Origin of the sequence: Streptomyces sp. AM6-12 (assembly GCF_044327085.1) — a bacterium.
Lineage (GTDB): Bacteria > Actinomycetota > Actinomycetes > Streptomycetales > Streptomycetaceae > Streptomyces.
This window is the reverse complement of the sequence record NZ_JBIQWN010000001.1, coordinates 429,591-454,151: the sequence shown is the minus strand read 5'-3', so window position 1 is coordinate 454,151 and position 24,561 is coordinate 429,591. Positions and strand designations below refer to the sequence as shown.

At 72.7% G+C, this 24,561-nt stretch carries 18 protein-coding genes; 9 read left to right on the top strand and 9 right to left on the bottom strand.

The annotated features are described in order from the left end of the window. Positions 1 to 11 precede the first annotated feature (11 nt). Positions 12 to 2,651 (top strand): glycosyl hydrolase, encoded by a 2,640-nt coding sequence (locus ACE4Q9_RS01910; RefSeq protein WP_397982432.1) that lies wholly within the window; start codon positions 12 to 14, stop codon positions 2,649 to 2,651. Positions 2,652 to 2,700: 49 nt separating this feature from the next. Here the strand turns inward: ACE4Q9_RS01910 and ACE4Q9_RS01905 are convergent, their stop codons facing one another. After that, positions 2,701 to 3,711 (bottom strand): Ppx/GppA family phosphatase, encoded by a 1,011-nt coding sequence (locus ACE4Q9_RS01905; RefSeq protein ID WP_397982431.1) that lies wholly within the window; start codon positions 3,709 to 3,711, stop codon positions 2,701 to 2,703. 240 nt (positions 3,712 to 3,951) lie between these two features. Here ACE4Q9_RS01905 and ACE4Q9_RS01900 point away from each other — a divergent pair, with 240 nt between their 5' ends. The 8 genes from ACE4Q9_RS01900 (at position 3,952) to ACE4Q9_RS01865 (ending at position 15,254) form a co-directional block, all read left to right on the top strand. Then, positions 3,952 to 5,124, top strand: coding sequence for an FAD-dependent oxidoreductase (locus tag ACE4Q9_RS01900; protein WP_397982430.1), 1,173 nt, complete (start codon positions 3,952 to 3,954; stop codon positions 5,122 to 5,124). Positions 5,125 to 5,273: 149 nt separating this feature from the next. Continuing rightward, positions 5,274 to 7,058, top strand: coding sequence for an RICIN domain-containing protein (locus ACE4Q9_RS01895; protein WP_397982429.1), 1,785 nt, complete (start codon positions 5,274 to 5,276; stop codon positions 7,056 to 7,058). A gap of 41 nt (positions 7,059 to 7,099) precedes the next feature. After that, positions 7,100 to 7,921 carry an inositol monophosphatase family protein gene (locus ACE4Q9_RS01890; RefSeq protein WP_397982428.1) on the top strand — a complete coding sequence of 274 codons (822 nt, stop codon included), beginning with the start codon at positions 7,100 to 7,102 and terminating at the stop codon, positions 7,919 to 7,921. Positions 7,922 to 8,060: 139 nt separating this feature from the next. Next, positions 8,061 to 10,598 carry a discoidin domain-containing protein gene (locus ACE4Q9_RS01885; protein ID WP_397982427.1) on the top strand — a complete coding sequence of 846 codons (2,538 nt, stop codon included), beginning with the start codon at positions 8,061 to 8,063 and terminating at the stop codon, positions 10,596 to 10,598. Positions 10,599 to 10,732: 134 nt separating this feature from the next. Further along, positions 10,733 to 12,028 carry an aminotransferase class I/II-fold pyridoxal phosphate-dependent enzyme gene (locus ACE4Q9_RS01880; protein ID WP_397982426.1) on the top strand — a complete coding sequence of 432 codons (1,296 nt, stop codon included), beginning with the start codon at positions 10,733 to 10,735 and terminating at the stop codon, positions 12,026 to 12,028. Then, positions 12,025 to 12,366, top strand: a complete 342-nt coding sequence (locus ACE4Q9_RS01875; protein WP_397982425.1) for a hypothetical protein — start codon at positions 12,025 to 12,027, stop codon at positions 12,364 to 12,366. Before ACE4Q9_RS01880 ends, ACE4Q9_RS01875 begins: the two co-directional genes overlap by 4 nt. Before the next feature lie 251 nt (positions 12,367 to 12,617). Continuing rightward, complete coding sequence (locus tag ACE4Q9_RS01870; RefSeq protein ID WP_397982424.1) at positions 12,618 to 14,882, top strand: catalase; 2,265 nt, start codon at positions 12,618 to 12,620, stop codon at positions 14,880 to 14,882. Positions 14,883 to 15,011: 129 nt separating this feature from the next. Beyond that, positions 15,012 to 15,254, top strand: a complete 243-nt coding sequence (locus ACE4Q9_RS01865; protein ID WP_397982423.1) for a chaplin — start codon at positions 15,012 to 15,014, stop codon at positions 15,252 to 15,254. A gap of 49 nt (positions 15,255 to 15,303) precedes the next feature. Here ACE4Q9_RS01865 and ACE4Q9_RS01860 read toward each other — a convergent pair whose 3' ends face one another. From ACE4Q9_RS01860 to ACE4Q9_RS01825, 8 genes are all read right to left on the bottom strand, one after another. Then, a complete protein-coding gene (locus ACE4Q9_RS01860; RefSeq protein ID WP_397982422.1) occupies positions 15,304 to 16,971 on the bottom strand; it encodes a PP2C family protein-serine/threonine phosphatase in 1,668 nt (555 codons plus the stop codon). Next, positions 16,968 to 18,005, bottom strand: a complete 1,038-nt coding sequence (locus ACE4Q9_RS01855) for a SpoIIE family protein phosphatase (protein WP_397982421.1) — start codon at positions 18,003 to 18,005, stop codon at positions 16,968 to 16,970. The genes ACE4Q9_RS01860 and ACE4Q9_RS01855 overlap by 4 nt, the downstream gene beginning before the upstream one ends. Continuing rightward, complete coding sequence (locus ACE4Q9_RS01850; protein WP_397987087.1) at positions 18,002 to 18,448, bottom strand: ATP-binding protein; 447 nt, start codon at positions 18,446 to 18,448, stop codon at positions 18,002 to 18,004. The genes ACE4Q9_RS01855 and ACE4Q9_RS01850 overlap by 4 nt, the downstream gene beginning before the upstream one ends. Next, the gene (locus tag ACE4Q9_RS01845) at positions 18,448 to 18,828 is read right to left on the bottom strand and encodes an STAS domain-containing protein (protein ID WP_397982420.1); all 381 of its coding nucleotides are present in this window, start codon (positions 18,826 to 18,828) and stop codon (positions 18,448 to 18,450) included. The genes ACE4Q9_RS01850 and ACE4Q9_RS01845 overlap by 1 nt, the downstream gene beginning before the upstream one ends. Continuing rightward, entirely contained in the window at positions 18,825 to 19,721 is an 897-nt protein-coding gene (locus ACE4Q9_RS01840; RefSeq protein WP_397982419.1) for an STAS domain-containing protein, read from the bottom strand. The genes ACE4Q9_RS01845 and ACE4Q9_RS01840 overlap by 4 nt, the downstream gene beginning before the upstream one ends. Before the next feature lie 482 nt (positions 19,722 to 20,203). Next, positions 20,204 to 21,391 carry an acyltransferase family protein gene (locus ACE4Q9_RS01835; RefSeq protein WP_397982418.1) on the bottom strand — a complete coding sequence of 396 codons (1,188 nt, stop codon included), beginning with the start codon at positions 21,389 to 21,391 and terminating at the stop codon, positions 20,204 to 20,206. Positions 21,392 to 21,659: 268 nt separating this feature from the next. After that, the gene (locus ACE4Q9_RS01830; RefSeq protein ID WP_397987086.1) at positions 21,660 to 23,882 is read right to left on the bottom strand and encodes an MFS transporter; all 2,223 of its coding nucleotides are present in this window, start codon (positions 23,880 to 23,882) and stop codon (positions 21,660 to 21,662) included. A 122-nt stretch (positions 23,883 to 24,004) separates the two neighbouring features. Continuing rightward, on the bottom strand, positions 24,005 to 24,448 hold the full coding sequence (locus ACE4Q9_RS01825; protein ID WP_397982417.1) for a MarR family winged helix-turn-helix transcriptional regulator: 444 nt from the start codon (positions 24,446 to 24,448) through the stop codon (positions 24,005 to 24,007). Between the last annotated feature and the right edge of the window lie 113 nt (positions 24,449 to 24,561).

The following is a 24,561-nucleotide window of genomic DNA, read 5'->3' as shown; positions in this document are numbered from 1 at the left end:
CTGGAGGTCTGGTGTCCGTACCATCCCGCAGAAGACGGTGGTTCACCGTCTGCGCGATCACCGCGTCGGCCGCGCTCGTCGCGATACCCCCGTCGTCCGCCGCCGGCCGCACGGCGAGCCCCTTCGGCGTCCGCGCCCTCGGTCAACTCGCCAAGGAGCGGACGAAGTCGGCGGGCGCCATGACGCCGCGTCTGTCGGGGGACGACGACGGCGGCAACGAGGCGGACGAGATCGCCGAGGGCGCGGACCAGTTCGCGGAGGCCCGCACCTCGCCCGGCATCGTCGCGCCGGGCGCCTACGGCGCCGCCTGGGGAGACCTGGGAAAACTCAAGAGCACCGGCGGAAGTTGGAAGAACATCACCGACCTGCCGTACAACTCGGACGACCCGCGCTACCGCGACATCGACTCCAACTCCAGCGGTGGCTCGGGCGATGTCACCGGCCGGATGGCCGCCGTGGCCGCGGACGACGACGGCTATGTGTACGCGGGCAGCGCGGGCGGCGGCGTCTGGCGCTCGCGCACCGGCGGCGGGAAGTGGCAGCCCATCAGCGACAGGCTGCCCTCCCAGTCCACCGGCGCGCTCGCCCTCGACGGCGCCGGCCGGCTGTGGCTGGGCACCGGCGAGGCCACCACCAACTCCGACGCCTACCTCGGCAGCGGCGTCTACGTCCTCGCCCACCCCCACCACGGCACCTTCACCCAGCGCACCCGCGTCGGCGGAGACGAACTGGAGAGCACCACCATCCACGAGCTGCGCTTCGCCGGCGGCACGGTGTGGGCGGCCACCAGCGAGGGCGTGTGGAGCCACTCCGCCAGGAACCTGAAGGGCCCCTGGAAGCTGGAGTTCGCGCCCAACCCGGACTACCTGCCGAACGGCCCCAAGGCGCACGACCCGGACGCGGCGTACAAGAACATCGCCAACGACATCGCCATCGACCCCAAGGACCCCGCCCAGGTGGTCCTCGCGATCGGCTGGCGCGGCGGCGACGACTACAACGGCTTCTACACCAGGTCCGGCGGCACCTGGAAGCGGATCACCGACGGTCTCGGCGACCTCCCGGCCGACCCGGACGACGTGGGCAACGTGGCCTTCGCCCGCTCCGCCGACGGCTCCCGCTACTACGCCATCGACCAGTCGCCGCAGCAGCTCGAAAGCAACCCGGACAGCGGTCTGGAGGGCATCTACGTCTCCAAGTCCGGCTCCCCGGCCGGACCCTGGACGAAGATCGCCGACTACAAGGGCCTGGCCGCCGACAACTCGGCGCTCACGACGGCTGGTTACATGCCCGGCGTGCAGGCCTGGTACAACCAGTTCCTCGCCGTCGATCCGGAGAACCCGGAGCACCTGTACGCCGGCCTGGAGGAGGTCTACGAGACCAAGGACGGCGGCAGCACCTGGTCCACCGTCGGCCCGTACTGGAACTTCACCTTCTCCTGCTGGAGCATCGACCCCGCCAAGCAGACCGGTGACTGTAGCCAGACCACCCACTCCGACCAGCACGGCGTCGCCATCGGCAGCTACCACGGCAAGCCGTACGTGTACGTGGGCAACGACGGCGGCATCTACAAGCGCCCGGTGAACGGCTCCCAGGACGCCTCCGGCCACGCCACCGACTGGACGTCCCTGAACGACGGCACCATCGACGCCCTCGAGTACTACTCCGTGGGCATCGGCAAGGACCTCGACCACGGGGGCGTCTCCGTCACCGGCGGCCTCCAGGACAACGGCCAGTCCATCCTGCGCAGCAACGACACGGTGATGGGCTCCAACTTCGGCGGTGACGGCGGCGACACCCTCACCGACCCCGCCAACGGGTGCGACATCGCCCAGGAGTACGTCTACCTCGCCATCCAGGTCACCCAGAACTGCGCGCTGAACGACGGCAGTTGGGTCAACGACCCGAGCAAGGTCACGTCGTACTCGGTCGCCCCGCCCGACAACGCCACCGACGAGGCCCGCTTCATCGCCCCGCTCGCCGCAGACATGCAGGACGGCAACACCTGGGTCGCCGGCGGCCGCCACGTCTGGGTGCAGCACCACGGCTACGCCATCCGCAGCGGCTCCGAGTGGACCAGCGCCCACGACCTCGGCGAGGGCCGTACCGCCACCGCCGTCGCCGCCTCCGGGGGCAAGGTCTACGCCGCCTGGTGCGGCCCCTGCAACGACCAGGGCTTCGCCCGCGGCATCTCCGTCGGCAACGCGGACGGCACCGGCTGGCACGACATCAACCTGCCCGTGGACGGCACGGTGCCCAACCGCTACCTCAGCGGCTTCGCCATCGACCCGCACAACGCCGACCACATCTACCTGACGGTCAACGGCTTCTCCCGGCAGTGGACCGAGGGCCCCGGCGCCGGCGTCGGCCACGTCTTCGAGTCCACGGACGGCGGCACCACCTGGAAGGACATCTCCGGCAACCTGCCGGACGTGCCCACCAACTCCGCGCTGGTGACCGCCGATGGCGGTCTCGCCGTCGGCACCGACCTCGGCGTCGTCTACCGGGCGCCGGGCGCCACCACTTGGAAGCGCGTCGGCGACCTCCCGGCCGTCGCCGTGCTCCAGCTGAAGACCAGCCCCGACGGCGGCACGCTGTACGCCGCCACGCACGGCCGGGGCATCTACACCATCAGGACCGGCACCCTGCGCTGACGGCGACCGGGGGAGGGGCGGCCGATTGCGGTCCGCCCCTCCCCCCGCGCTACGCGGAGGGCCCCACCACGCTGCGCAGCGACACCCCCGAGGAGGGCACCACCGGGAGGCAGGACCCCGCGGTCCGCGCCCACCAGTCGGCGCCGTCCTCGATGTACCGCAGCAGGATGCCCTCCCGGATCGCCCACGGGCTGACCACGGCCCGCCGCAGCCCCATCAGCTTCAGCGCGGTGTGCCCGACGACGGCGCCGGCCAGGCTTTGTTCGGCGCGCGGCGCGGAGATGCCGGGCAACTGGGCGCGCTCCGCGCCGGGCAGCGCGGCCAGCGTGTGCACCGCCGCACCCAGGTCGCGGCGCCGCAGCGTGCGCGGCTCGAACGGGCCGAACCGCCCCGGCGCGGCTCCGCACAACCGGGCCAGCTGCTGGAACGTGCGGGAACTGACCGCGGCGGTGCGCGGCGACTCCCACCGTATCCGCGCCGCCACGTCCCGCAGCTCGTGCCGGATCCGGCGGCGCAGCTCCTTCAACTCGCCCGCGCCGGGCGGATCCCGCACGTCCAGGTACTCCCGCGTCAGCCGGTTCGCGCCCAGCGGCAGCGAGGCCGCGAAGTCCGGCAGCCGGCCCCGCCCGAAGGCCACCTCCAGCGAACCGCCGCCGATGTCGAGCAGCGCGAGCGGCCCCGCGTTCCAGCCGAGCCAGCGCCGGGCCGCCAGGAACGTCAGCTCGGCCTCCGTCTCGCCCGGCAGGGTGCACATCCGGATCCCGGTCCCGGCCGCCACCCGCTCCAGCACCTCCGCCCGGTTCGGCGCGCCCCGCACCACCGCGGTGGCGAACGCGAGCGGGCCCGCCGCCTTCCAGCGCAGCGCCGTCTCACCCGCCTCGGCCACCGCCTCGACCAGCCGCTCCACCGCCTCCCCACCGATCGTGCCGTCCGCACCGACCTGTTCGGACAGGCGCAGCTTCCACTTGACGGTGTGCACCGGCAGCGGAACACCCCCCTCCACATCCGCGATCATCAGGCGTACCGTGTTCGAACCCGCATCCACCACACTCACGCGCATGGCCGGTGCGTACCCACCTGGCCCGCCCGGACGCCTGCGCACGAGGGGCGGTCGTGCGCACACCACGCCCCGGCGGGCGGCGCCCGGAGCGCTCCCTGCACCCACCGGCGCGCGGCGGACGGGCACCCGCGCCTGTCCAGAACCGGGCCCCGCCCCTGTCCAAAACCGGACCCCGACCGGCCCCCGCGGTCCCCGGCTGTACTTGGATGGTCGCCACCACTGACGGCATGGGGAGCGGCAATGACCGGTACGGCAGCGACCAGGGTCCTGGTGATCGGCGGCGGCATCGCGGGCAGCGCCGCCGCACTGGGCCTGCACCGGGCGGGCCTGGACGTCCGCGTGTACGAGGCCCATCCCGGTGCGGACCAGGACGCCGGCGCCTTCCTCACCCTGGCGAGCGCCGGCATGCGCGCCCTGACCCAACTGGAGGCCGGCCGGGCCGTGACGGCCATCGGTTTTCCGCTGACTTCGCTGCGCCTGCTGGACGCGGCGGGCACCGAACTGGCCCACGTCCCGCTCGGGGAGGTCGCCGAACCCGGCCTGCGCTACCGCTGCCTGCGCCGCGCCGAACTCAACTCCGCGCTCCAGCAGGAGGTTTCACGACGCGGCATCCGCCTCGTCCGCGGCGCCCGGCTGACCTCCGTGACCGGGGGACCGGGCGGCGTCACCGCGCGCTTCGCGGACGGCGGCACCGCCGGCGGCGAGCTGCTCATCGGCGCCGACGGCCTGAACTCCACCGTCCGCCGCGCCCTCGCCCCCGAGGTCCGGCCCGGCTACGCGGGACAGCGCGTCTTCTACGGCCGCACCCCCGGCGCGCCGGGCACGGGAGGCAGCGGCGTCATCACCATGGTGCGCGGCAGCACGAGCGCCTTCGGTTACGCCCAGGCGCCGGCGGGGGAGACGTACTGGTTCGCACGCGTCGGCGGCGACCCGCTGCCCGAGCGGGGTCCGGGCGCGCGCAGCGCCGTACCGCGCGAGGAACTGCTGCCCCTGCTGCGCGCGGACCCCACGCCCGCCGCCGCGCTGGTGGCCGCCTGCCCGGGCCCCGTCATGGTCACCAACGCCACCGAGATGCCGCTCGGCACCCGCTGGCACACCGGCAGGGTGCTGCTCGTCGGCGACGCGGCCCACGCCGCCTCCCCGGCCACCGGTCAGGGCGCCTCGATGGCGCTGGAGGACGCGGTCGTCCTCGCCAAGGCGCTGCGCGATCTGCCGGACCCGGAGCGGGCGTTCGAGGCGTACGAGCGGCACCGGCGCCCGCGCGTGGAGCACAACATCACCGTCAGCGGAGGCATCTCCCGCGGCACCCACGCCCCCGCCCGCCCCGCCGCCCCGGACCACCGCCCGGACCACCAGGACGAGGAACTGATCCGTCAACTGGACTGGGATACACCACTGTCCGGGGAAGGCTGACCGGCCGGCCCGCGCGCGAAAGTGCAAGAGGCGGCGCACGGGAGTCCATTGCCGGGACACCGCCGGGGGCTGATCGTTCCGTGGGACCGGACCTCCGGCCCCACCTTCCGCATCACCTCCGGCATCACCTCCGGCAACGAGGAGCATCCGTGCGACTGTTGAGCAGAGCGGGCGGCGCCGTGGCCGCGGCCGCCGCCCTCGTCCTGGGCGGCGCCACCGCCTCCCCGGCGTCCGCCGCCCCCGCCCCCGCCTACACCGTGACCGTGGGCAGCCCGGTGCCCTTCCCGTACCCCACGGACACCCCCGCGAGCCCCTTCCTCGACCGCGACGGCACCTTCCACTACCAGCAGTCCGCCGCCCTGTACGGCGCCGGCGACCCGCGCACCTGGGACTTCTACACCGGTACCGACTTCGACACCGCCACCTTCGACAGCGCGCTGAGCACCGCCGTCAACCCGGCCGACCCCGCCGACCGCAACGACGACACCACCGCACGGTGCAACAACAGCCCCACCGGCCGCGAGGCGAGCTACGCCCCCGCCGGATCGGGCTACGCCCAGAAGAACTACTGTGACCTCTCCGGCGTGTGGATCGACCCCGACACCGGCGACTGGTACGGCCTGGTCCACAACGAGTTCACCCCCCAACCCTTCGGCGACGGGCTGCACTTCGACGCCATCGACTACGCCGTCTCCACCGACCGGGGCCGCACCTGGACCATCGCGGACCACGTCCTCACGTCCCCGTTCAGCACCGTGCGCGGCGACACGGCCGCCTTCCCGAACCAGACGTACGACTACGGCGACGGTGACCAGCGCCTCTTCGTGGACACCGCATCCGGCTACTTCTACGTCTATTACGGCTCCCGGATCGTGGACAAGAAGGGCGGCTGGAAGGCCTTCTACGAGCACGTCGCCCGCGCCCCGATCGCCGGCAAGATGGCCCCCGGCACCTGGCGCAAGTGGTACGACGGCGCCTGGTCCCAGCCCGGCACCGGCGGCAAGGAGAGCGACATCGTCCCCGTCGACGCGGACCACCCCACCGGGTACACCCCCGCCGCCGCCGAGTACGACCCGGCGAACACCGGCACCACCGCCGAGCAGATCGCGGCCGGCAAGACACCCCCGACCTCCCCGCTGTTCGTGATGAACATCGCCTACGACGCCTACCTGGGCCTGTACATCGGCGAACCGCAGGCCGTCGACCAGAGCGGGAACGCGCCGCAGCACCTCTACGCCACCGACGACCTCGCCACCCAGAAGTGGCACCTCATCGGCGACACCGGCGGCTACAGGAACGCCTCCTGGTACCGCTGGTTCCTCGACGGTGCCAACCGCACCAGCTCCTCGGTCGTCGGCAGGACCATGCGCTCGTACTGCTCCTTCGGCTGCGCGCACGGCGCCGACGGCGAGTACGTCGACCTCACCCTCGACTCCGCCACGCGCCCGGCCCCGCCCGTGGCCACCGGGCACCGCTACCGGATCGCCGCGGGCACCGGCCGCGTCCTCGCCCAGACCCCCGGCGCCGCCACCACCACCGCGGCCCGGACCACCCCCGCGGCCCGCGCCTCCTGGACCTTCCGGCCCACCGGCGACGGCGCCTACACCGTGACCAACGCCGCCACCGGGGGCCTGCTCGGCGTCGACTCCACCAGGACCGCGGACCGCGCCTGGGGCACCCGGCCGACCGTGAGCAAGCGGAGCGGAGGCCCGGCCGTCGGACAGCAGTGGTTCCTGATCCCGGACGCCACCCCGGCCGGCACGTACCACTTGGTCAACCGCTACAGCGGCCTCGTCCTCGGTCTGTCCGCCGCCCCCGGCCGCGGCGCGGAGACCGTACCGGTGCGCACCTGGACCGACACCGGGCACAGCGCCGTCGGCCGGGGCCGCACCGCCGCCGAGCAGACCCTCACGCTCGCCCCGGCACAGAACTGAACCCCTCCAACTACCGGGCGAGTTGCGCATAGGCTGCGCATATGACGATCACCGAGGGGGATTCCGACGCCCGCCTGGCCGTGACCGCGGCACGGGCGGGCGCCGCCGTCGTACGCGACTTCTACGGCGGCCGGCTCGCGCGGTACGAGAAGGGCGGCGGCGACTTCGCCACCGAGGCGGACCTCGCCGCCGAGCGGGCCATCCTGGACGTGCTGCGCGCCGGCCGCCCGGAGGACGCCGTCACCGGCGAGGAGAGCGGCAGCGACGGCGCCGCCGGGGCCCGGCGCCGCTGGCTGGTCGACCCCCTGTGCGGCACCCTCAACTACGCGGTGCGCACCATGCTCGTTGGCGTCAACGTCGCGCTGCGGGTGGCCGGCGAGATCACCGCGGCGGCCACGGCCGACCCGTTCACCGGCGAGGTCTTCTGGACCGACGGCCACCGGGCGCGGCTGAGCGAAGGCGATGGCGAGGCCGAGGAGAAGCTGACCCCGTCCGCCGCCTCCGCCCTGGTGGACGTCAACCTCGACCCGCCCTTCCCCAACGCGCCCGGATTCCGGGTCCCTTCGCTGCTCGCCGACCCCGACTTCACCGAATGGTTCCGGCCTCGGGTGATCTCCAGCACCCTCGCCGTCGCCTGGGTCGCCGCCGGGCGCCGCGCCGCATACGTCACCGACGGCCATCTCGCCGGCAGCGTGCACTTCGCCGCCGGGATCGCCCTGTGCCAGGCCGCCGGCTGCACGGTCACCGGCCTGTACGGCGAGCCGGTGCACACCGGCCGGGGCGGCCTGATCGCCGCCGCCGACCCCGGTACCCACGCCGCGCTCCTCACGATGGTCAGACGGCAGACGCGAAAGGGGATTTGACCGGACGTCAGGAAAGGGCACCCGGAAACGTTCGGCTTCCGAAGGCTTGTGCGGCACACGTCTCGCCACTTAAATCAAAACGTGAACTAAGTAGTGAGCGATCGGGTTCGCTCGCCCCTCAGCCCTCAGGGAGCCGCATATGAGATTCCGCACCGCGGGTGTCGCGCTGGCCGCCATGGCCGCGCTGATCACCCTGCCCCTCGCCCCCGGCCGGGCCGCGGCCGCCGACACCCCGTTGTCCCAGGGGAAGACGGCCACCGCCTCCTCCGAGGAGAACTACGGCACCACCGCGGCCGACGCCGTGGACGGCGACACGGGGACCCGCTGGTCCTCCGCCGCCACCGACGACCAGTGGCTCCAGGTCGACCTGGGCGCCACCGCCTCCGTCACCCGCGTCACCCTCGACTGGGAGGCCGCGTACGCGAAGGACTACAAGGTCCAGATATCGAAGGACGCCGTCAACTGGACCGACCTGAAGTCCGTCACCGGCTCGGACGGCGGGGCCGACACCCTGGACGTCTCCGGTCAGGGCCGCTACGTCCGCATGCTCGGCGTCCACCGCGCCACCCAATGGGGCTACTCCCTCTGGGAGTTCCAGGTGTACGGCACCACCGGCACCGCCCAGCCGAGCTGCGGCACCGCCAACGCGGCCCAGGGCAGGGCCGCCACCGCCTCCTCCACCGAGAACGCCGGCACCCCCGCCTCCGCCGCCTTCGACGGCAGCACCGCCACCCGCTGGTCCAGCCAGGCATCCGACCCGCAGTGGGTCCAGGTCGACCTCGGCTCCGTCCAGGACCTCTGCAAGGTGGACCTGAACTGGGAGACCGCGTACGGCAAGGACTTCCAGATCCAATCCTCCGCCGACGGCCAGCACTGGAGCACCCTCAAGAGCGTCACCGGCGCCACCGGCGGCACCGCGTCCTACGACGTCAGCGGCACCGGCCGGTACGTGCGCGTGTACGGCACCGCCCGCGGCACCGGCTACGGCTACTCCCTGTGGGAGATCGCCGTGCACACCGGCACCACCGGCACCCCGCCCGTGCAGGGCGGCGGCGACCTCGGCCCGAACGTCATCGTCGTCGACCCCTCCACGCCGAACCTCCAGCAGAAGTTCGACGACGTCTTCGCCCAGCAGGAATCCGCCCAGTTCGGCACCGGCCGCTACCAGTTCCTGCTCAAGCCCGGCACCTACAACAACATCAACGCCCAGATCGGCTTCTACACCTCGATCTCCGGGCTCGGCCTCAACCCCGACGACACCCAGATCAACGGTGACGTCACCGTGGACGCGGGCTGGTTCAACGGCAACGCCACCCAGAACTTCTGGCGTTCGGCCGAGAACCTCGCCATCAAGCCGTCGAACGGCGCGGCCTGGGCCGTCGCCCAGGCCGCGCCGTTCCGCCGCATCCACGTCGAGGGCGGCCTCAACCTGGCCCCGAACGGCTACGGCTGGGCCTCCGGCGGCTACATCGCGGACTCGAAGATCGACGGCACGGTCGGCCCGTACTCCCAGCAGCAGTGGTACACCCGCGACAGCTCGGTCGGCGGCTGGACCAACGGCGTGTGGAACATGACCTTCTCCGGCGTCCAGGGCGCGCCCGCCACCAACTTCGACAGCGGCCCGTACACCACCCTGGACAACACGCCCGTCTCCCGCGAGAAGCCGTTCCTCTACCTGGACGGCTCCACCTACAAGGTGTTCGTCCCCGCCAAGCGCACCAACGCCCGCGGAGTCTCCTGGCCGAACACGCCGGGCACCTCCCTGCCGCTCGACCAGTTCTACGTCGTCAAGCCGGGCGCGACCGCGGCCACCATCAACGCGGCCCTCGCCCAGGGCCTCAACCTCCTGTTCACGCCGGGCATCTACCACCTCGACCAGACCATCGACGTGACCCGCGCCAACACCGTCGTCCTCGGTCTCGGGCTCGCCACCCTGGTGCCGGACAACGGCGTCGACGCCGTGCACGTCGCCGACGTCGACGGCGTCAAGCTGGCCGGGCTGCTGATCGACGCCGGACCCGCCAACTCCGACACGCTCGTGCGCATCGGCGACCCCGGTGCGAGCGCCGACCACTCCGCGAACCCCACCACCGTGCAGGACGTGTTCTTCCGCATCGGCGGCGCGGGCCCCGGCCTGGCCACCAACTCGCTGGTGGTCAACAGCGACGACACGATCATCGACCACACCTGGATCTGGCGCGCCGACCACGGCAGCGGCGTCGGCTGGACCACCAACCGCGCCGACTACGGCCTGCGGGTCAACGGCGACGACGTCCTCGCCACCGGCCTGTTCGTCGAACACTTCAACAAGTACGACGTCTACTGGAGCGGAGAACGCGGCCGGACCATCTTCTTCCAGAACGAGAAGGCCTACGACGCCCCGAACGCCGCCGCCATCACCCATGACGGCATCGTGGGCTACGCGGCCTACAAGGTCGACGACTCGGTCACCACGCACGAGGCATGGGGCCTGGGCAGCTACTGCAACTACACCGCCGACCCCTCCATCGTGCAGGCCCAGGGCTTCCAGGTGCCGACGGGATCCGGCATCAAACTGCACGACCTGCTGGTGATCTCCCTCGGCGGCAACGGCCAGTACGCCCACGTCGTCAACAACACCGGAGCGGCCACCTCGGGGACCAGCACCGTCCCGTCCAAGGTGACGTCCTTCCCGTGATCCCACCGCGCCCCTGGGACCGGGCCGGCACCGGCCCCAGGGGCACCCGGCGAGGCCGGAGCGCGTCCTTCATATGGGTTTGGCCCCGCTCGACCGGTGCAACCCGTGCGGCACGGCACCGATCAGGAGGACGCATGGACCATTCGCGCGCACCCGTACTGGAGTCCCTGGAGGAGTTCCGGCGCCGGGGAGACGTGGTGTTCGGACCGCCCGGACACAAGCAGGGACGCGGTACCGACCCGCGGGTCGCCGACGTCCTCGGTCTCGATGTCTTCCGCTCCGACGTGCTCAGCCTGAACGGCCTCGACGACCGCCGCCAGTCCCAGGGCGTGCTGGAACAGGCTCAGGACCTGATGGCGGACGCCGTCGGCGCCGAACGCGCCTTCTCCTCCACCTGCGGCAGCTCCCTGTCGGTCAAGACCGCGATGCTGTCGGTCGCGGGGCCGGGGGAGAAGCTGCTGCTGTCCCGGAACGCCCACAAGTCGGTCATCGCCGCGGTGATCATCAACGGCGTGGAGCCGGTCTGGGTCCACCCAAAGTTCGACACCAGGCGCATCCGCCCGAGCCCGAGGACGTACGGCGCAAACTGCGTGAGCACCCCCGACGCCAAGGGCATGCTGCTGATCACGCCCACCGACTGGGGCACCTGCGCCGACATCCGCGGCGTGGCCGACACCTGCCACGAGCTGGACGTGCCGCTCATCGTGGACGAGGCGTGGGGCGCCCATCTGCCCTTCCACTCCGGCCTGCCCACCTGGGGCATGGACGCCGGCGCCGACCTCGTGGTCACCAGCGTCCACAAGATGGGCGGCGCCATCGAGCAGAGCTCGGTCTTCCACCTCCAGGGCGACCGCATCGACCCCGCGGTGCTCAAACAGCGCGAGGACCTGCTCGGCACCACCAGCGCCTCCTCCGTGGTGTACGGCGCCCTGGACGGCTGGCGGCGCCAGATGGCCGAGCGGGGCCACGAACTGCTGGACGCCGCCCTACGCCGTGCCGAACGCATCCGCGCCGTGCTGCGCGAGATCCCCGGCCTCGACGTGATGGGCGGCGAGGTCATCGAGGAGGGGCTGACCGCCGAGTTCGACCCCATGAAGATCGTCGTGGACGTACGGGACCTCGGCATCTGCGGCATGCAGGCCACCGAGTGGCTGCGCGCCCACTGCCACGTGGACATGGGCGGCTCGGACAGCTGCCGGATCAACGCCTCGATCACCTACGCCGACGACGACGAGACCGAGAAGGTCCTCGTGGACTCGCTGCGCACCCTGGTCGACAACGCCGGCTCGATCGAACGGCGGCCCGCGGTGCACCTGCCCGAGCCCGCCGTCCTCGAACTGGAACAGGCGATGCTGCCCCGCACGGCCTTCTTCGGGCCCGCCGAACAGGTGCCGCCGAGCATGCGGCCGGGCGGATCGCCGCCGAGATGATCAGCCCCTACCCGCCCGGCGTTCCGGTCGTGGCGCCCGGTGAGGTCATCACCGACGAGGTGGTGGACTACCTGCGCAGCGGGGTCGAGCACGGCTTCCTGATCGCGGACGCGGCGGACCCCTCGCCAGGACCCTGCGGGTCGTGGCCCGCGACTGACCCTCCGGGCCGCCCCGGACCCGTGCCGCCAGGCGGGTTCCGGGCGCGCCCGAGCGGCCGTGCCGGACTGCGCGCATCCGGGTCAGCCCCTAGGGTGTCGTATGCGGGCGGCCGGGTGCTGCCCTGCACCGGGTCAAGAAACCGGCCCCCGACCAACCCGCCCTCGGCAAAGGGGACTTGACCCTGCCCGAGCGGTCTCCGGGTCCGGACCAGCGTGTCCGGCGGGTCAGCTGTCCCGGCAACGCGACGGGAGACGGCCCGACTTCACCCCGGCCGGAAATCCCCCGATTCCCGGTTTCGGACGCCCCGGCCCGGGGACCTCGGTACCAGGCCCGGCCCACCCCCCCTTTATGTACTTCCGGCAGGAAATTTCCGGCCGACCGCGTCCCGCCGCGCCGGGCCCGTCCCGTGACCAGCGAAGGAATGGAACTGATGAGCGAGAAGAACCCCCTGAAGCGAGCGGCGGACGCCCTGAAGGGCGCGGGCGAGGGCCCGGAGGAGGGCATCCCCGGCAAGCCGGGACCCGAGTCGCCGCCGGTCGCCGAGCCGACCGAGGCCCGTGAACCGCTGCCCCCCAAGCCCGACCAGACCGGCCCCGACACCGTCTCGCCGACCGGCCAGCCCACCGGCGCCGACCAGGCCCGGATGGCTCAGAGCGGCAGCTACCTCACCAACGCGCAGGGCACCCGCCTCCCCGACACGGACCACTCCCTGAAGGCGGGACCGCGCGGCCCGGTCCTGCTCCAGGACCACCACCTTCGCGAGAAGGTGATGCACTTCGACCACGAGCGCATCCCGGAGCGCGTGGTGCACGCCCGCGGCGCCGGCGCCCACGGTGTCTTCCGCAGCTACGGCACGGCGGCCAACGTCACCAAGGCCGCCTTCCTCGCCGAGGACGTCGAGACCCCGGTGTTCGTGCGCTTCTCCACGGTCCTCGGCTCCCGCGGCTCCGCCGACACCGTCCGCGACACCCGCGGCTTCGCCACGAAGTTCTACACCAGCGAGGGCGTCTTCGACCTGGTCGGCAACAACATCCCGGTCTTCTTCATCCAGGACGCGATCAAGTTCCCGGACGTCATCCACGCCGGCAAGCCGCACCCCGACCGGGAGATCCCGCAGGCACAGAGCGCCCACGACACCTTCTGGGACTTCGTCACCCTGCACACCGAGGCCACCCACCACACCCTGTGGAACATGTCCGACCGGGGCATCCCGCGCTCGTACCGCACCATGGAGGGCTTCGGCGTCCACACCTTCCGCCTGGTCAACGCGGCCGGCGAGACCACCCTGGTGAAGTTCCACTGGAAGCCGAAGCTGGGCGTGCACTCGCTGGTGTGGGAGGAGGCGCAGATCATCGGCGGAGTGGACCCCGACTTCCACCGCCGGGACCTCGCCGACGCGATCGAGGCGGGCGCCTACCCCGAGTGGGAGTTCGGCATCCAGACCTTCCCCGACACCCCCGACCAGACCTTCGAGGGCATCGACCTGCTGGACCCGACGAACATCGTCCCCGAGGAACTGGCCCCGGTGCAGCCGATCGGGCTGCTCACCCTCGACCGCAACCCCTCGAACTTCTTCGCCGAGACCGAGCAGGTCGCCTTCCACGTCGGCCACCTCGTCCCCGGCATCGACATCACCGACGACCCGCTGCTGGCCGGGCGCCTCTTCTCCTACCTGGACACCCAGATCACCCGCCTCGGCGGCCCCAACTTCCCGCAGATCCCGATCAACCGGCCGCACGCGCCGGTCAACGACATGCTGCGCGACAGCTTCCACCAGACCGCCGTGCACCGCGGTGTGGCCCCCTACCGCCCCAACTCCCTGGACGGCGGCTGCCCGTTCACCGCGGGCGCCGACATGGGCGCCTACGTCGAGGCGCCGGTACGGGTGCCGGAGGCGACCAAGGTCCGCGAGGCCCCGGAGTCGTTCGCCGACCACTTCAGCCAGCCGCGCCGGTTCTGGCTGAGCATGAGCCCGGTGGAGCGCGAGCACATCATCGGCGCCTACACCTTCGAGCTGGCCAAGTGCTACGAACAGGCCATCCGGGAGCGGGCGTTGCAGGTCCTCGCGAACATCGACCCCGAGCTGTGCGCGGGTGTCGCCGCCGGGCTCGGTCTGCCCGCCCCCGAGCCCACCGAGCCGCTCGCCGACGTCGAGCCCAGCCCCGCCCTGTCCCAGGTCGGCCACACCTGGCCCACCGACGGCCGGATCATCGGCATCATCACCGGCGAGGACGGCGACCTCGACGGCGTGGCGGCCGTCCGCCAGGCGGTGCTGGACGGCGGGATGGTCCCGCTCGTCATCGCCCCCAAGGGCGGCAAGCTCGGCTCCGGCGGTGACGCCCTGACCGTGCAGCGGACCTACGCCACCGCACGCTCCGTGGAGTTCGACGCCCTGCTGGTGGCGGGCACGCCGGGCGTCGGCGAGGACGCGTACGGCGCCCGCGACGCCAAGGCCGGTCTGCCCTCGGGCCCCTCCACCCCGGACCCGCGGGTGGGGCTGCTGCTGGCGGAGGCCTACCGGCACGGCAAGGCCATCGGCGCCGCCAAGGGCGGCCAGGCGGCACTGGAGGCGGCCGGCCTGCCGCTCGACGCCCCCGGCGTGATCGCCGGCGACGACGCGAGCTCGGTGCTTCAGCAGCTCGTCGGGCTGCTGGGCGCGCACCGGGTCTGGGAGCGCTTCCCGTCCGCAGCCTGAGCGGACCCGTCCGAGCCGGGGTGGTCCCTCCTAAGGGGGCCACCCCGTCGGCGTATTCAGAGAGGCGGACACCGCGGGGGCCGGGTGTGATGGTGCTGTCCCTAACCGTTCGACCAGTAAGGCAGATTCATGCGCATCCGCAGCATCGCCACCACGGCCGTACTCACAGGTGTCTTCGCGCTGGGCGGCGCCGCCGGCGCCTTCGCGGCCGACCCTGACCCGACGACCGGCACGGCCGTGGGCAGTCCGGGCGTCATCTCCGGGGATGTCATCCAGGTCCCGATCCACATCCCCGTCAACGTCTGCGGCGACAGCATCGACGTCATCGGTCTGCTGAACCCGGCCACGGGCAACGCCTGCGCCAACCAGTGACGGCACGCCCGTGCGCCGGTTCCCCGCCGGGGACCGGCGCACGGGTGCGTCAGGGGGCGGTGCGGCAGAGCAACAGGCAGATGTCGTCGTCGTGTTCGGAGTCCCGCAGCATCGGCTTGAGCAGCGCGTCGGCCGCCGCGTCCAGTTGCTCCAGCTCCGCTGTGCCGAGCCCGCCCAGGGCCCGCGCCAGCCGCTCGATGCCCGCGTCGATCCCGGCGGACCGGCGCTCCACCAGGCCGTCCGTGTACAGCGCGAGCGTGGCACCGGCCGGCAACTCCTCGCGGTGCTCCTCGTACTCGTAGGGCACCGGGACGCCGAGCATGATTCCCGGCTTGGCGTCCAGCACCCGCACCTCGCCGCCGGGGCCGCGCACCAGCGCGGGTGGATGCCCGGCCGCCGCCCACACCACACCGGGCTCCCCGGGCGTGAACCGGGCGATGGCACAGGTCGCGTACAGCTCCGGCTGCTGATGGCGCAGCATGCGGTGCAGCAGGGTGAGGATGCGGGCGGGCCCGTTGCCCTCGACCGCGTAGGCGCGCAGCGCGGTCCGCAGCTGGCCCATGATCACCGCGGCCCGCAGCCCGTGCCCGGTGACGTCCCCGATCACCGCCAGCACGCTGCCGTCGGGTCCGGGGAACGCGTCGTACCAGTCGCCGCCGATGTTCAGCCCGTGTGTGGCCGGCAGATAGCGCGCCGCGAGCGCGAGCCCCGCGGTGTCCGGCAACTCGGTGAGCTGGGCGCGCTGTAGCGCCTCGGCGACGTCCCGGTGCTGTTCGTACTGGCGGGCGTTGTCCAGCGCGATGCCCGCCCGCCGGGCCAGCTCCAGCAGCATGACCGCGGTGTCCGGCGCGAACCGTTCGCCGGGCGCCGACAGGGTCAGCACGCCCTGCACGGTGCGCGCGCCGAGCGGCAGGCACAGCAGCGGCCGGTCGGGGGAGAGCGCGGAGGCTGGCAGATCGTTCACGCCGGGCAGGCCGCCGGGGTGCGGCGCCGCGTGCTGGGGGCGCCCGGTGCGCGCGGCCGTCACCGCGGCCGCGGCGCGTTCGGCGGGCGGGGTCCGCTCGTCGTTCATCAGCCATACGTCCACGTGCCGGGCGTACTCCGGGACGAGCAGCTTGGGCAGCCGGCGCAGGATGTCCTCGTGGTCGAGGGAGGCGTTGAGGGAGGCGCTTGCGTCGGCGAGGAAGGTCAGCAGCCGACGGGCGTTCTCCGCCTCGGCGCGGGCCGACCGCTCGGCGTCGAGCAGTTCCCGCTGTGCCAGCGCGGCCGCCTCCAGCTCGGCGTGCAGCGCGAGCACACCCTGGTTGGTCTGGTGCAGTTCCTCGCGGTGGAACCGGACCAGCTCCTCCGCCTCGTCCAGTCCCGCGAGGAGGGCGGCGGTGTCCTCGCCCGCGCCGAGCAGCGCCTCGGCGAGGTCCGCCTCGGTCAGGTCGCCGGGCCGGGGCAGCGGCCGGGGCAGGGGAGCGGGGCAGGCCAGCGAGTGCCGCCAGGGCGCGGGTCCGTCCACGGCGATGCGGAGGTCGTCGCCGGCGGTCACGGTCAGCCGCAGCGGCCGCCCCTCGCGACATGGCCGCAGCCGATCGGCCAGCGCGGCCAGGAAGCGGGCGCGGTCGCGGGCCGGCACCCCCGCGTCCGCCGTGAGCCGGGCCAGCAGGGCACGGGCGCGGGCCGCGTCGACGGGGCCGGTCAGGGCCCAGGTGTCGGTGGTCGTGGTCATGGGTGCCGGTCCGGGGCGAGTACGGCGACGCTGGTGTCGTCGCGTGGGGGGCGGGCGGGGCTGCCCGCGTCCCGCAGGACGGTCGCGGCCAGCACCGACGGATCGTGGGCGAGCAGCTGCGGGTCCTCGGGCGGGGGCCAGCGGCTGGGCAGCCCGTCACTGTGCAGTACGAGCAGACTGTCCCGGTGCCACGGCGCCCGGCGCAAGGGGACGTGCGCCGGGAAGTACGCCCCGACGATACCCGGATGCGACACCAGCGACGTCCACCCGTCCGGGGTACGCAGCCGGCCTCCTATGTTGCCGACCCCGGCGAAGCCGATGTCCCCCTTCGCCGTGTCCACCTGGGCCACGGCGACCGCGGCCCCGCGGGTGGGGCGCAGGGCGGTGTGCAGCCGCCGCAGGATCTCCTCGGGCGGCAGGTGGGCGGCCCGGCGCAGCTCCTCGACCGCCGCGACGGAGGCGTGTGCCGCCTTGGGCCCGTGCCCCAGCCCGTCCGCGAGCAGCAGGGTCACCCGCTCCTCGTGGCGCACGCATCCCCAGGCGTCACCGGAGGTCCCGGCGCGGTCGAGTGCTATGACGACGCCGCCGGCCGAGGGCCCCCGGACGGCTCTGGCGTCCCGCGAGGGCTCCGGATCGATCCGTGCCGTCGCCACCGTGCCCCGGCCCGGAGCGCCGTACAGGTGGAAGGCGTCGGCGTTGCGCAGACAGCTTCCGAGGCCCGCGCCGAGGGAGGGCCCGGCGGTGGTGCAGCCGTCCCGCAGGGCCGCCGTGACATCGGCGATGCCCGGCCCGTGGTCCAGCGTGAACAGCCGTACCGAGGTGCCCGAGCCCGACGGCGGCGTCACCAGGTTCACCAGCAGGATGCCGCCGCCCGCGTGCCGGAGCAGATTGGTGGCCAGCTCGGTGGCCACCAGCTCCCCGGCCGCCGTACGCTCCGGGCCGAGCCCCGCCCGTGCGCACGCCTCATGGACCGCTGTACGGGCGTCCCGGACGCGTGTGGGGTCGTGCACCGGAACCTCCCACACCCGGCTCATCCCAGCCCCGATCGCGACGCGGGTACCGGAGTCACCCAGGCGACGGCCGTGACGGTGGTGCCCCGGCCCGGTTCGGTGTCCACGCTGAACTCCTGCACCAGCCGCTTGGCACCGCTGAGCCCGAGCCCGAGGCCGCCGCCGCTGGTGTAGCCCTCGGTCATGGCCAGTTCCAGGTCGCGGATGCCGGGGCCGCTGTCGATGAAGCTCATCCTGAGACCGCGGGCGCGGCCGTTGTCCAGCGGGGTGATCTCCGCGTGCCCACCGCCGCCGTGCACCAGGGTGTTGCGGGCCAGCTCGCTCGCCGCCGTGACCAGCTTCGTCTGCTGGACCAGACCGAATCCGAGGGCCGCCGCGCACTGCCGCACCTGCTGCCGCACCCAGGCCAGATCCGCGTCCGAACCGATGGGCAGGATGGTCGCGGACGCCCGGCCGGACGACTGCATCATCTCCCCCTCTGGGAGAGCACTTCCATGGCCCGGTCGACGTCCAGCGCGGTGGTCAGACCGGGCAGCGCGAGGCCCAGCTCGACCAGGGTGATCGCGACGGCGGGCCGCATCCCGGCCAGGACGGTGCGGGCGGCGAGCAGCCGGGCGGTGGACGCGATCTCCGCGAGCACCCGGCCGAGGAAGGAGTCGACGATGTCCACTCCGGAGATGTCGATGATCACCCCACTGACCCCGGTGGTGGCGATGCGGTGGCTGAGGTCCTGCTGCAACTGCTCGGCGAGGCCGTCGTGCAGTTCGCCCTGGAGCGAGACGAGGAGTATGTCGCCGAGGGCGAGCACCGGCACCGGGGCCGGGTGGATCGGGGCGGGTTCGTTCACCGGGCGCTCGTACCCGTCTGCGCACGTGAGATCTCGATGCCCTGCCGGCCCAGCGCGTAGGCCAGCGCGTCGGCGAGCGAGGCGCGGGTGAGCACCGAGCCGAGGTCGATGCCGAGCTGCACGATCGTCTGCGCGATCGCCGGGCGGATGCCGGAGACGATGCACTCGGCCCCCATCAGCCGCGCGGCGGCCACCGTCTTCATCAGGTGCTGCGCCACCAGCGAGTCCACCGTGGGCACGCCGGTGATGTCCAGGATGGCGTACCGGGCGCGCTGGTCGACGATGGCTTCCAGCAGCGACTCCATCACGACCTGGCTTCGGGCGCTGTCCAGGGTCCCGATCAGCGGGACGGCGACGGTGTGTTCCCACAGTTTGATGACGGGGGTGGCCACTTCGAGCAGCTGCTGGCGCTGCCGCTCGATCAGCTCGGCGCCCGAGTCCAGGGCGGTCTCCAGCACGACCAGACGCAGGGTCCCCAGCAGCAGGGTCAGCGTGAGCACGCATTCCTGTGCCTGCGGGTCGGCCGGGTCGGTGAATTCCTCGCGCAGCAGGTCGACGACGGGGGCGCGCAGCGCGGCCACCTCGTCGGCGATGCCGGACGGCGTCGCACCGGAGTGGGCCCGGTGCTGGGTCATCCGGCTCAGCTGCTCGCGCACCGGCTCGTATCCGGGCGCTCCGGTGTCCTCCAGGCGTCCGCTCACGGCCACGTCGGACAGGGCGTCCACGACCGCCTTGCTGGCCTCGACCGCCTCGTCACGGGAGACCGTGAACACCGACCTGAACAGGGGCGCGTCCGCCCATCGCTGGGCGATCTGCTCCTGGCGTCGCTCCAGGAAGGAACCCACCAATCGCGGCGCCGATGCGGCCGCGTCCTGCTCCTTCGGCACTGTCACACTCTCCTCTCACCCATCCGGAAGCCGCCGACCGGCGGCTGGTCTTCACCGTCTGGGCACCCTAGCCCGAGCCTCCCGGCCGGACCAACCCGAGAAGGGCGCTGACGTGCGAACTTCCCTTGTCGCACGGGGAATTCGCGGCGTCAGCCGACCCGGTGACCACCTTCCCGGCTCCGGCACCCGCTCCGATCCGGCATGGGTGCCAGCTGGCCGTCTACCCCGCATCGCGCGAGACGTGCCCGACTGTTGCGGATGTCACTCTTCCGGGTGCGCGTGCCCCGCGCCGGAGGACGGACATCGAGGCCCCCCCCCGCGCCCGTCCAGCGATCGGGGCCCTGGCGCCAGTCGGGGGAGGTGCGGCGGGCAGGGCGGCGGCCGGGCGCCGGGCCCCGCCGTCGGGGGCCGTGGGCCGAAGCAGGGCCCCCCGACGGCACTGGGGGCCGACCGAGGGGCACTTTTCCGAGGGGTTCGGCGGCTCCTGCTCAGTCCGGCGCGGTCGCGGGGGCCTCGCGGCGGGCCGGAACCGGGTCCGATCGCGGCGCCTGCTGCGTCGCGGACCGCCGGCGGCGCAGCAGCAGCCGCCGGGCCGGGCACTCGACCGCCTCGTACAGCACCCAGGACAGCCCGAGCGAGACGGCGAACGCGGTCGCGGTGACGCCGAGCCCCGCGAGGACCCCGAAGTGGGGCTTGGTGCCCAGGAGGTTGGTGGTGGACCGCAGCACCAGCAGATGGATCATGTAGAAGGCGAACGACAGCTCCCCGAGCCGCACCAGCCGCCGGTGCCGCCACAGCGACGGCAGCCCGTTCAGATCGGCGACCGCCGCCGCCGGGATGAGCAGGGCGAACCCGGTGAGGGTGCACACCGTGGCGGAGTAGCCGGGGGTGACCTGGGGTACCAGGAAGTAGCCGATGATCGCCAGCGCGAGCGACGCCTCCAGCCCCGGCCCGCGCCACCGGCCGAGCAGCACCAGCCGCGCGGTGACCGCGCCGAGCACGAACTCGGGCAGCCGGGCCGCGGGCAACGAATAGAGCGTGTACGTCCACCAGTGGTGCGCGTCCGACCAGGCCAGCCCCAGCACCGAGACCGCCGCCAGGGCGCCCAGCGCGGTCAGCGCGCGGGCCCCTAGGCGGCGCAGCATCAGGATCAGCAGCGGGAAGGCGGCGTAGAAGAACGCCTCGCAGGCCAGCGACCAGCTGACCGGGTTGAGCGTCTGCCACCAGGGGTGCCACCAGGAGTGCAGCAGCAGGACGTTGGCGAGCGCCGGCTCGGGCGCGGGGTCGCCCTGGTGCGCCAGGGTGAGGGCCATCAGCAGGGCCACGGCGAGGGTGACCAGGTGTACCGGGTAGATCCGGGCGATGCGCCGCCGCCAGAAGGCGAGTGGTCTGTCGCCCGGCCGGGCCGACCAGGTCAGGACGAATCCCGACAGGACGAAGAAGAACGACACTCCGGTGGCACCGGCGCCGAAGCCCCAGCTGACCAGCTGGCCGCCGGTGCCGCCGAAGTAGCCGAAGTTGTTGACGTGCAGTCCGAACACCAGCAGCGCCGCCATCCACCGCAGCCCCGTCAGGGACGGCAGGGAGGGATTGGCGGCGGGGGGAACACGGGCGTTCGTCGTGCCGGTCGGAGCGAGCGGCGTCGTCCGGAGCGTCCGGGTCGTCGCCGTGGTCATCGAATCACCTGCCGCAGAGGGTTGGTGTGAGGAACGAAGGGGACTGCTGCCCGCTTCTCCCCCTTCCATCACATGGCATGCCGAACATCACACAGATGCCGAACGAGGCAACCCCGTGCGCGCCACGGACATCACCCCCGCTACACCCGTACGAGCGACACGGTCTCCACCGCTTGGCGGCGCGCCTCCGGCGCCACGCCATGGTGTGCGTGCGCACGCGAAAGGGGCGCGGCCCATGTGGAACCGCGCCCCTCGGCTGTCTCCGGCGTCAGTCGGCGTCCGGATCTCCCACGTGCAGGTTCACCTCGCAGGACGTGCCTTCGCCGAGCGTCACGTCCGCGAGGACGGGCCCGTAGCCCGAGGTGACGACGGTGTACGCCCCCGGAGCCAGATTCCGCAGGGTGTACGCGCCCCCGGCGTCCGTCGCGGCCGAGGCGACCACCTCGCCCGAGGCGCTCAGCAGGGTGATGCGCGCGTCCGGGACCGGCTGCCCGGTGTGCTCGTGGCGCACCGTGCCGTGGACCCTGCCCAGACCCGCCAGGGTGACGTCCGGTACGACGGGACCGGCGCCGGCGTCGAGTTGCACGGCCCGCGGATGGTGCCCGGCGGCCGAGACGACCAGGGTGTACGACGAGGGTTCACCCGGCGTCAGTTCGTACGTGCCGTCGGCACCGGTGCTGCCGATCGCCCGCTGCCGGCCGGAACGGTCGACCAGGGTGAGGGTCGCCCGCGCGAGGGGCTGCCCGGCGCTGTCGTACACCCGGCCGCGCACCACCCCGGCGGCGGGCGGCGCGGTGGTCGTCGCCGCCGTGCCCTTGTCCTCGACGGTGCTCCGGGTCTCCGCGGCGATCGCGGGCGAGGCCGGCGCGGGGGACGGCGCGCCCGCCGGCACCGGTTCCGTCCGGCGGCCGCGGATCAGCGACGCGCCCGCCGCCGCCAGCGACATCGCGATGGCGAGGGAGAAGACCACGACCAGGCCGTCGTGGAACGGCTGGGAGATCAGGTGCGGGAAGAACTCGCGGCCGGTGAGATGTGCCGCGGCGGACGGGGACAGGTGGCTCAGGATGTCCGGGCCGAGCAGGTGCTGGATCGGGTTGTAGCCGAGGAACGCGGCGAACAGCACTCCGACCGGCGGGAGTTGGGCCACCGTGTGCGCGGCCCCCGCGGGCACGCCCTGGGCCGTCAGACCGGTGGTGAGGGTGTCGGGGAGGGTTCCGGCGAGACCCGCGACCATGAGTGAGAAGAACACGCCCATGGACAGCACCATGCCCGCGTTCTGGAAGGTGGCGCGCATTCCGGAGGCGGCGCCGCGGGCGTCGGCCGGGACGCTGGACATGGTGATCGCCGTGTTGGGGGCTGCGAACAGACCGCCGCCGAGCCCGTTGAGGAAGATCAGCGCGGCGAACACCCAGTAGGAGAAGTCGCTCGGCAGGACCAGCAGCCCGGCGAACGACACCGCCATCACCAGGAAGCCGCACGCCGCGAACAGCCGCGCCCCGAACTTGTCCGACAGGGCGCCCGACAGCGGTCCGGCGAGCAGGAAGCCGATGGTCAGCGGGAGCATGTAGATGCCCGCCCACAGGGGGGTGTCGGCGTAGTCGTAGCCGTGCAGCGGCAGCCAGATGCCCTGGAGCCAGATGATCAGCATGAACTGGAGCCCGCCGCGGGCGATCGCGCCGAGCAGGGTGGCCGCGTTGCCGCCGGCGAAGGCCGCGTCGCGGAACAGCCGCAGCGGGAACATCGGTTCGGGGACCTTGGCCTCCACCAGGCAGAAGACCGCGAGCATCACGGCGCCGCCGATCAGGCCCGCCAGCACCCAGGGGTTGGACCAGCCCATGGTGTGGCCGCCGTACGGCTGGATGCCGTAGGTGATCCCGGCGAGCAGCGCGGTCAGGCCGAGGGCGAAGGTGATGTTGCCCCACCAGTCCATCCGCCCCGGCCTGCGGACGCCGGTCTCGTGCAGCGACTTGTACGCCCACACCGTGCCGATCAGGCCGATGGGCACGTTGACCCAGAAGATGGAGCGCCAGTTCCAGGTGACCAGCACACCGCCGAGCACCAGACCGAGGAACGAACCGGCGATGCCCGCCACCATGTTGACGCCGAGGGCCATGCCGCGCTGGCGCGCCGGGAAGGCGTCGGTGAGGATCGCCGCCGAGTTGGCCATCAGCATCGAGCCGCCGACGGCCTGCACGATGCGCCAGCCGATCAGCCACAGTGCGCCGCTGCCGCCGCGGAACGGGTCCAGCGAGAGGATCACCGAGGTGACCGTGAAGATCAGGAAGCCCGCGTTGTAGATGCGGACCCGGCCCATCATGTCGCCGAGCCGGCCGAGCGCCACGACCAGTACCGCGGTGACGAGCATGTAGCCCATCAGCATCCACAGCAGATAGCTGACGTTGGCGGGTTCCAGCGGGTCCAGGCGGATGCCGGTGAAGATGCCGGGCAGCGAGATCAGCACGATCGAGCTGTTGATCGTGGCGATCAGCATGCCCACCGTGGTGTTGGTCAGCGCCACCCACTTGTAGCCGGGGTGGTCGGCGCCGATCCAGCCGCGCCGGCGGTGCTGCCCGGTCTCGGAGGCGCCGGGTATGCGGTCGGTCTCCCTGGTCGTCATCGGTCGCTCCCGGTGTCAGGCCGTTCGGTCAGGGGGGCGCTCTGGGCGGACCGAGCGCTCTGGGCGGGGTCGGCGAGCATGCGCTGTACGAGCGGGGCGACGACGCGCATGGCCTCGGCGAGCGCGTGCCGGTCGTCGTCCGGCAGCTTGGCCATCAGATCGGCCAGGCGTGCGTCCCGCGACCGCCGGCGGGCGGCGAGCACCTGGCGCCCGGCGTCCGTGACGGCGATCAGCGTCACCCGGCCGTCCACCGCGTCACCGACGCGCATGACCAGGTCCTGGCGCTCCAGCCGCTGCACCAACTGGCTCATGGACGGCTGGGCCACGCCCTCCGCCGCCGCGAGGAGCGTGAGCCGGACCGGGCCCTCGCGTTCCAGCCGCGCCAGGGTGGAGGCCGCGGTGAAACTGAGGTCCCGGTGGTCCGTCACGACTCTGATCACGGCAGACGCCGTATCCGCCAGTGACTGTGCGGTCCGCCGTACGTCCGCATCTCTGTGAGAGTGATCCACACTCTTTAAGTATCACCCGCCTATATAGGAACCCTATGAAAATC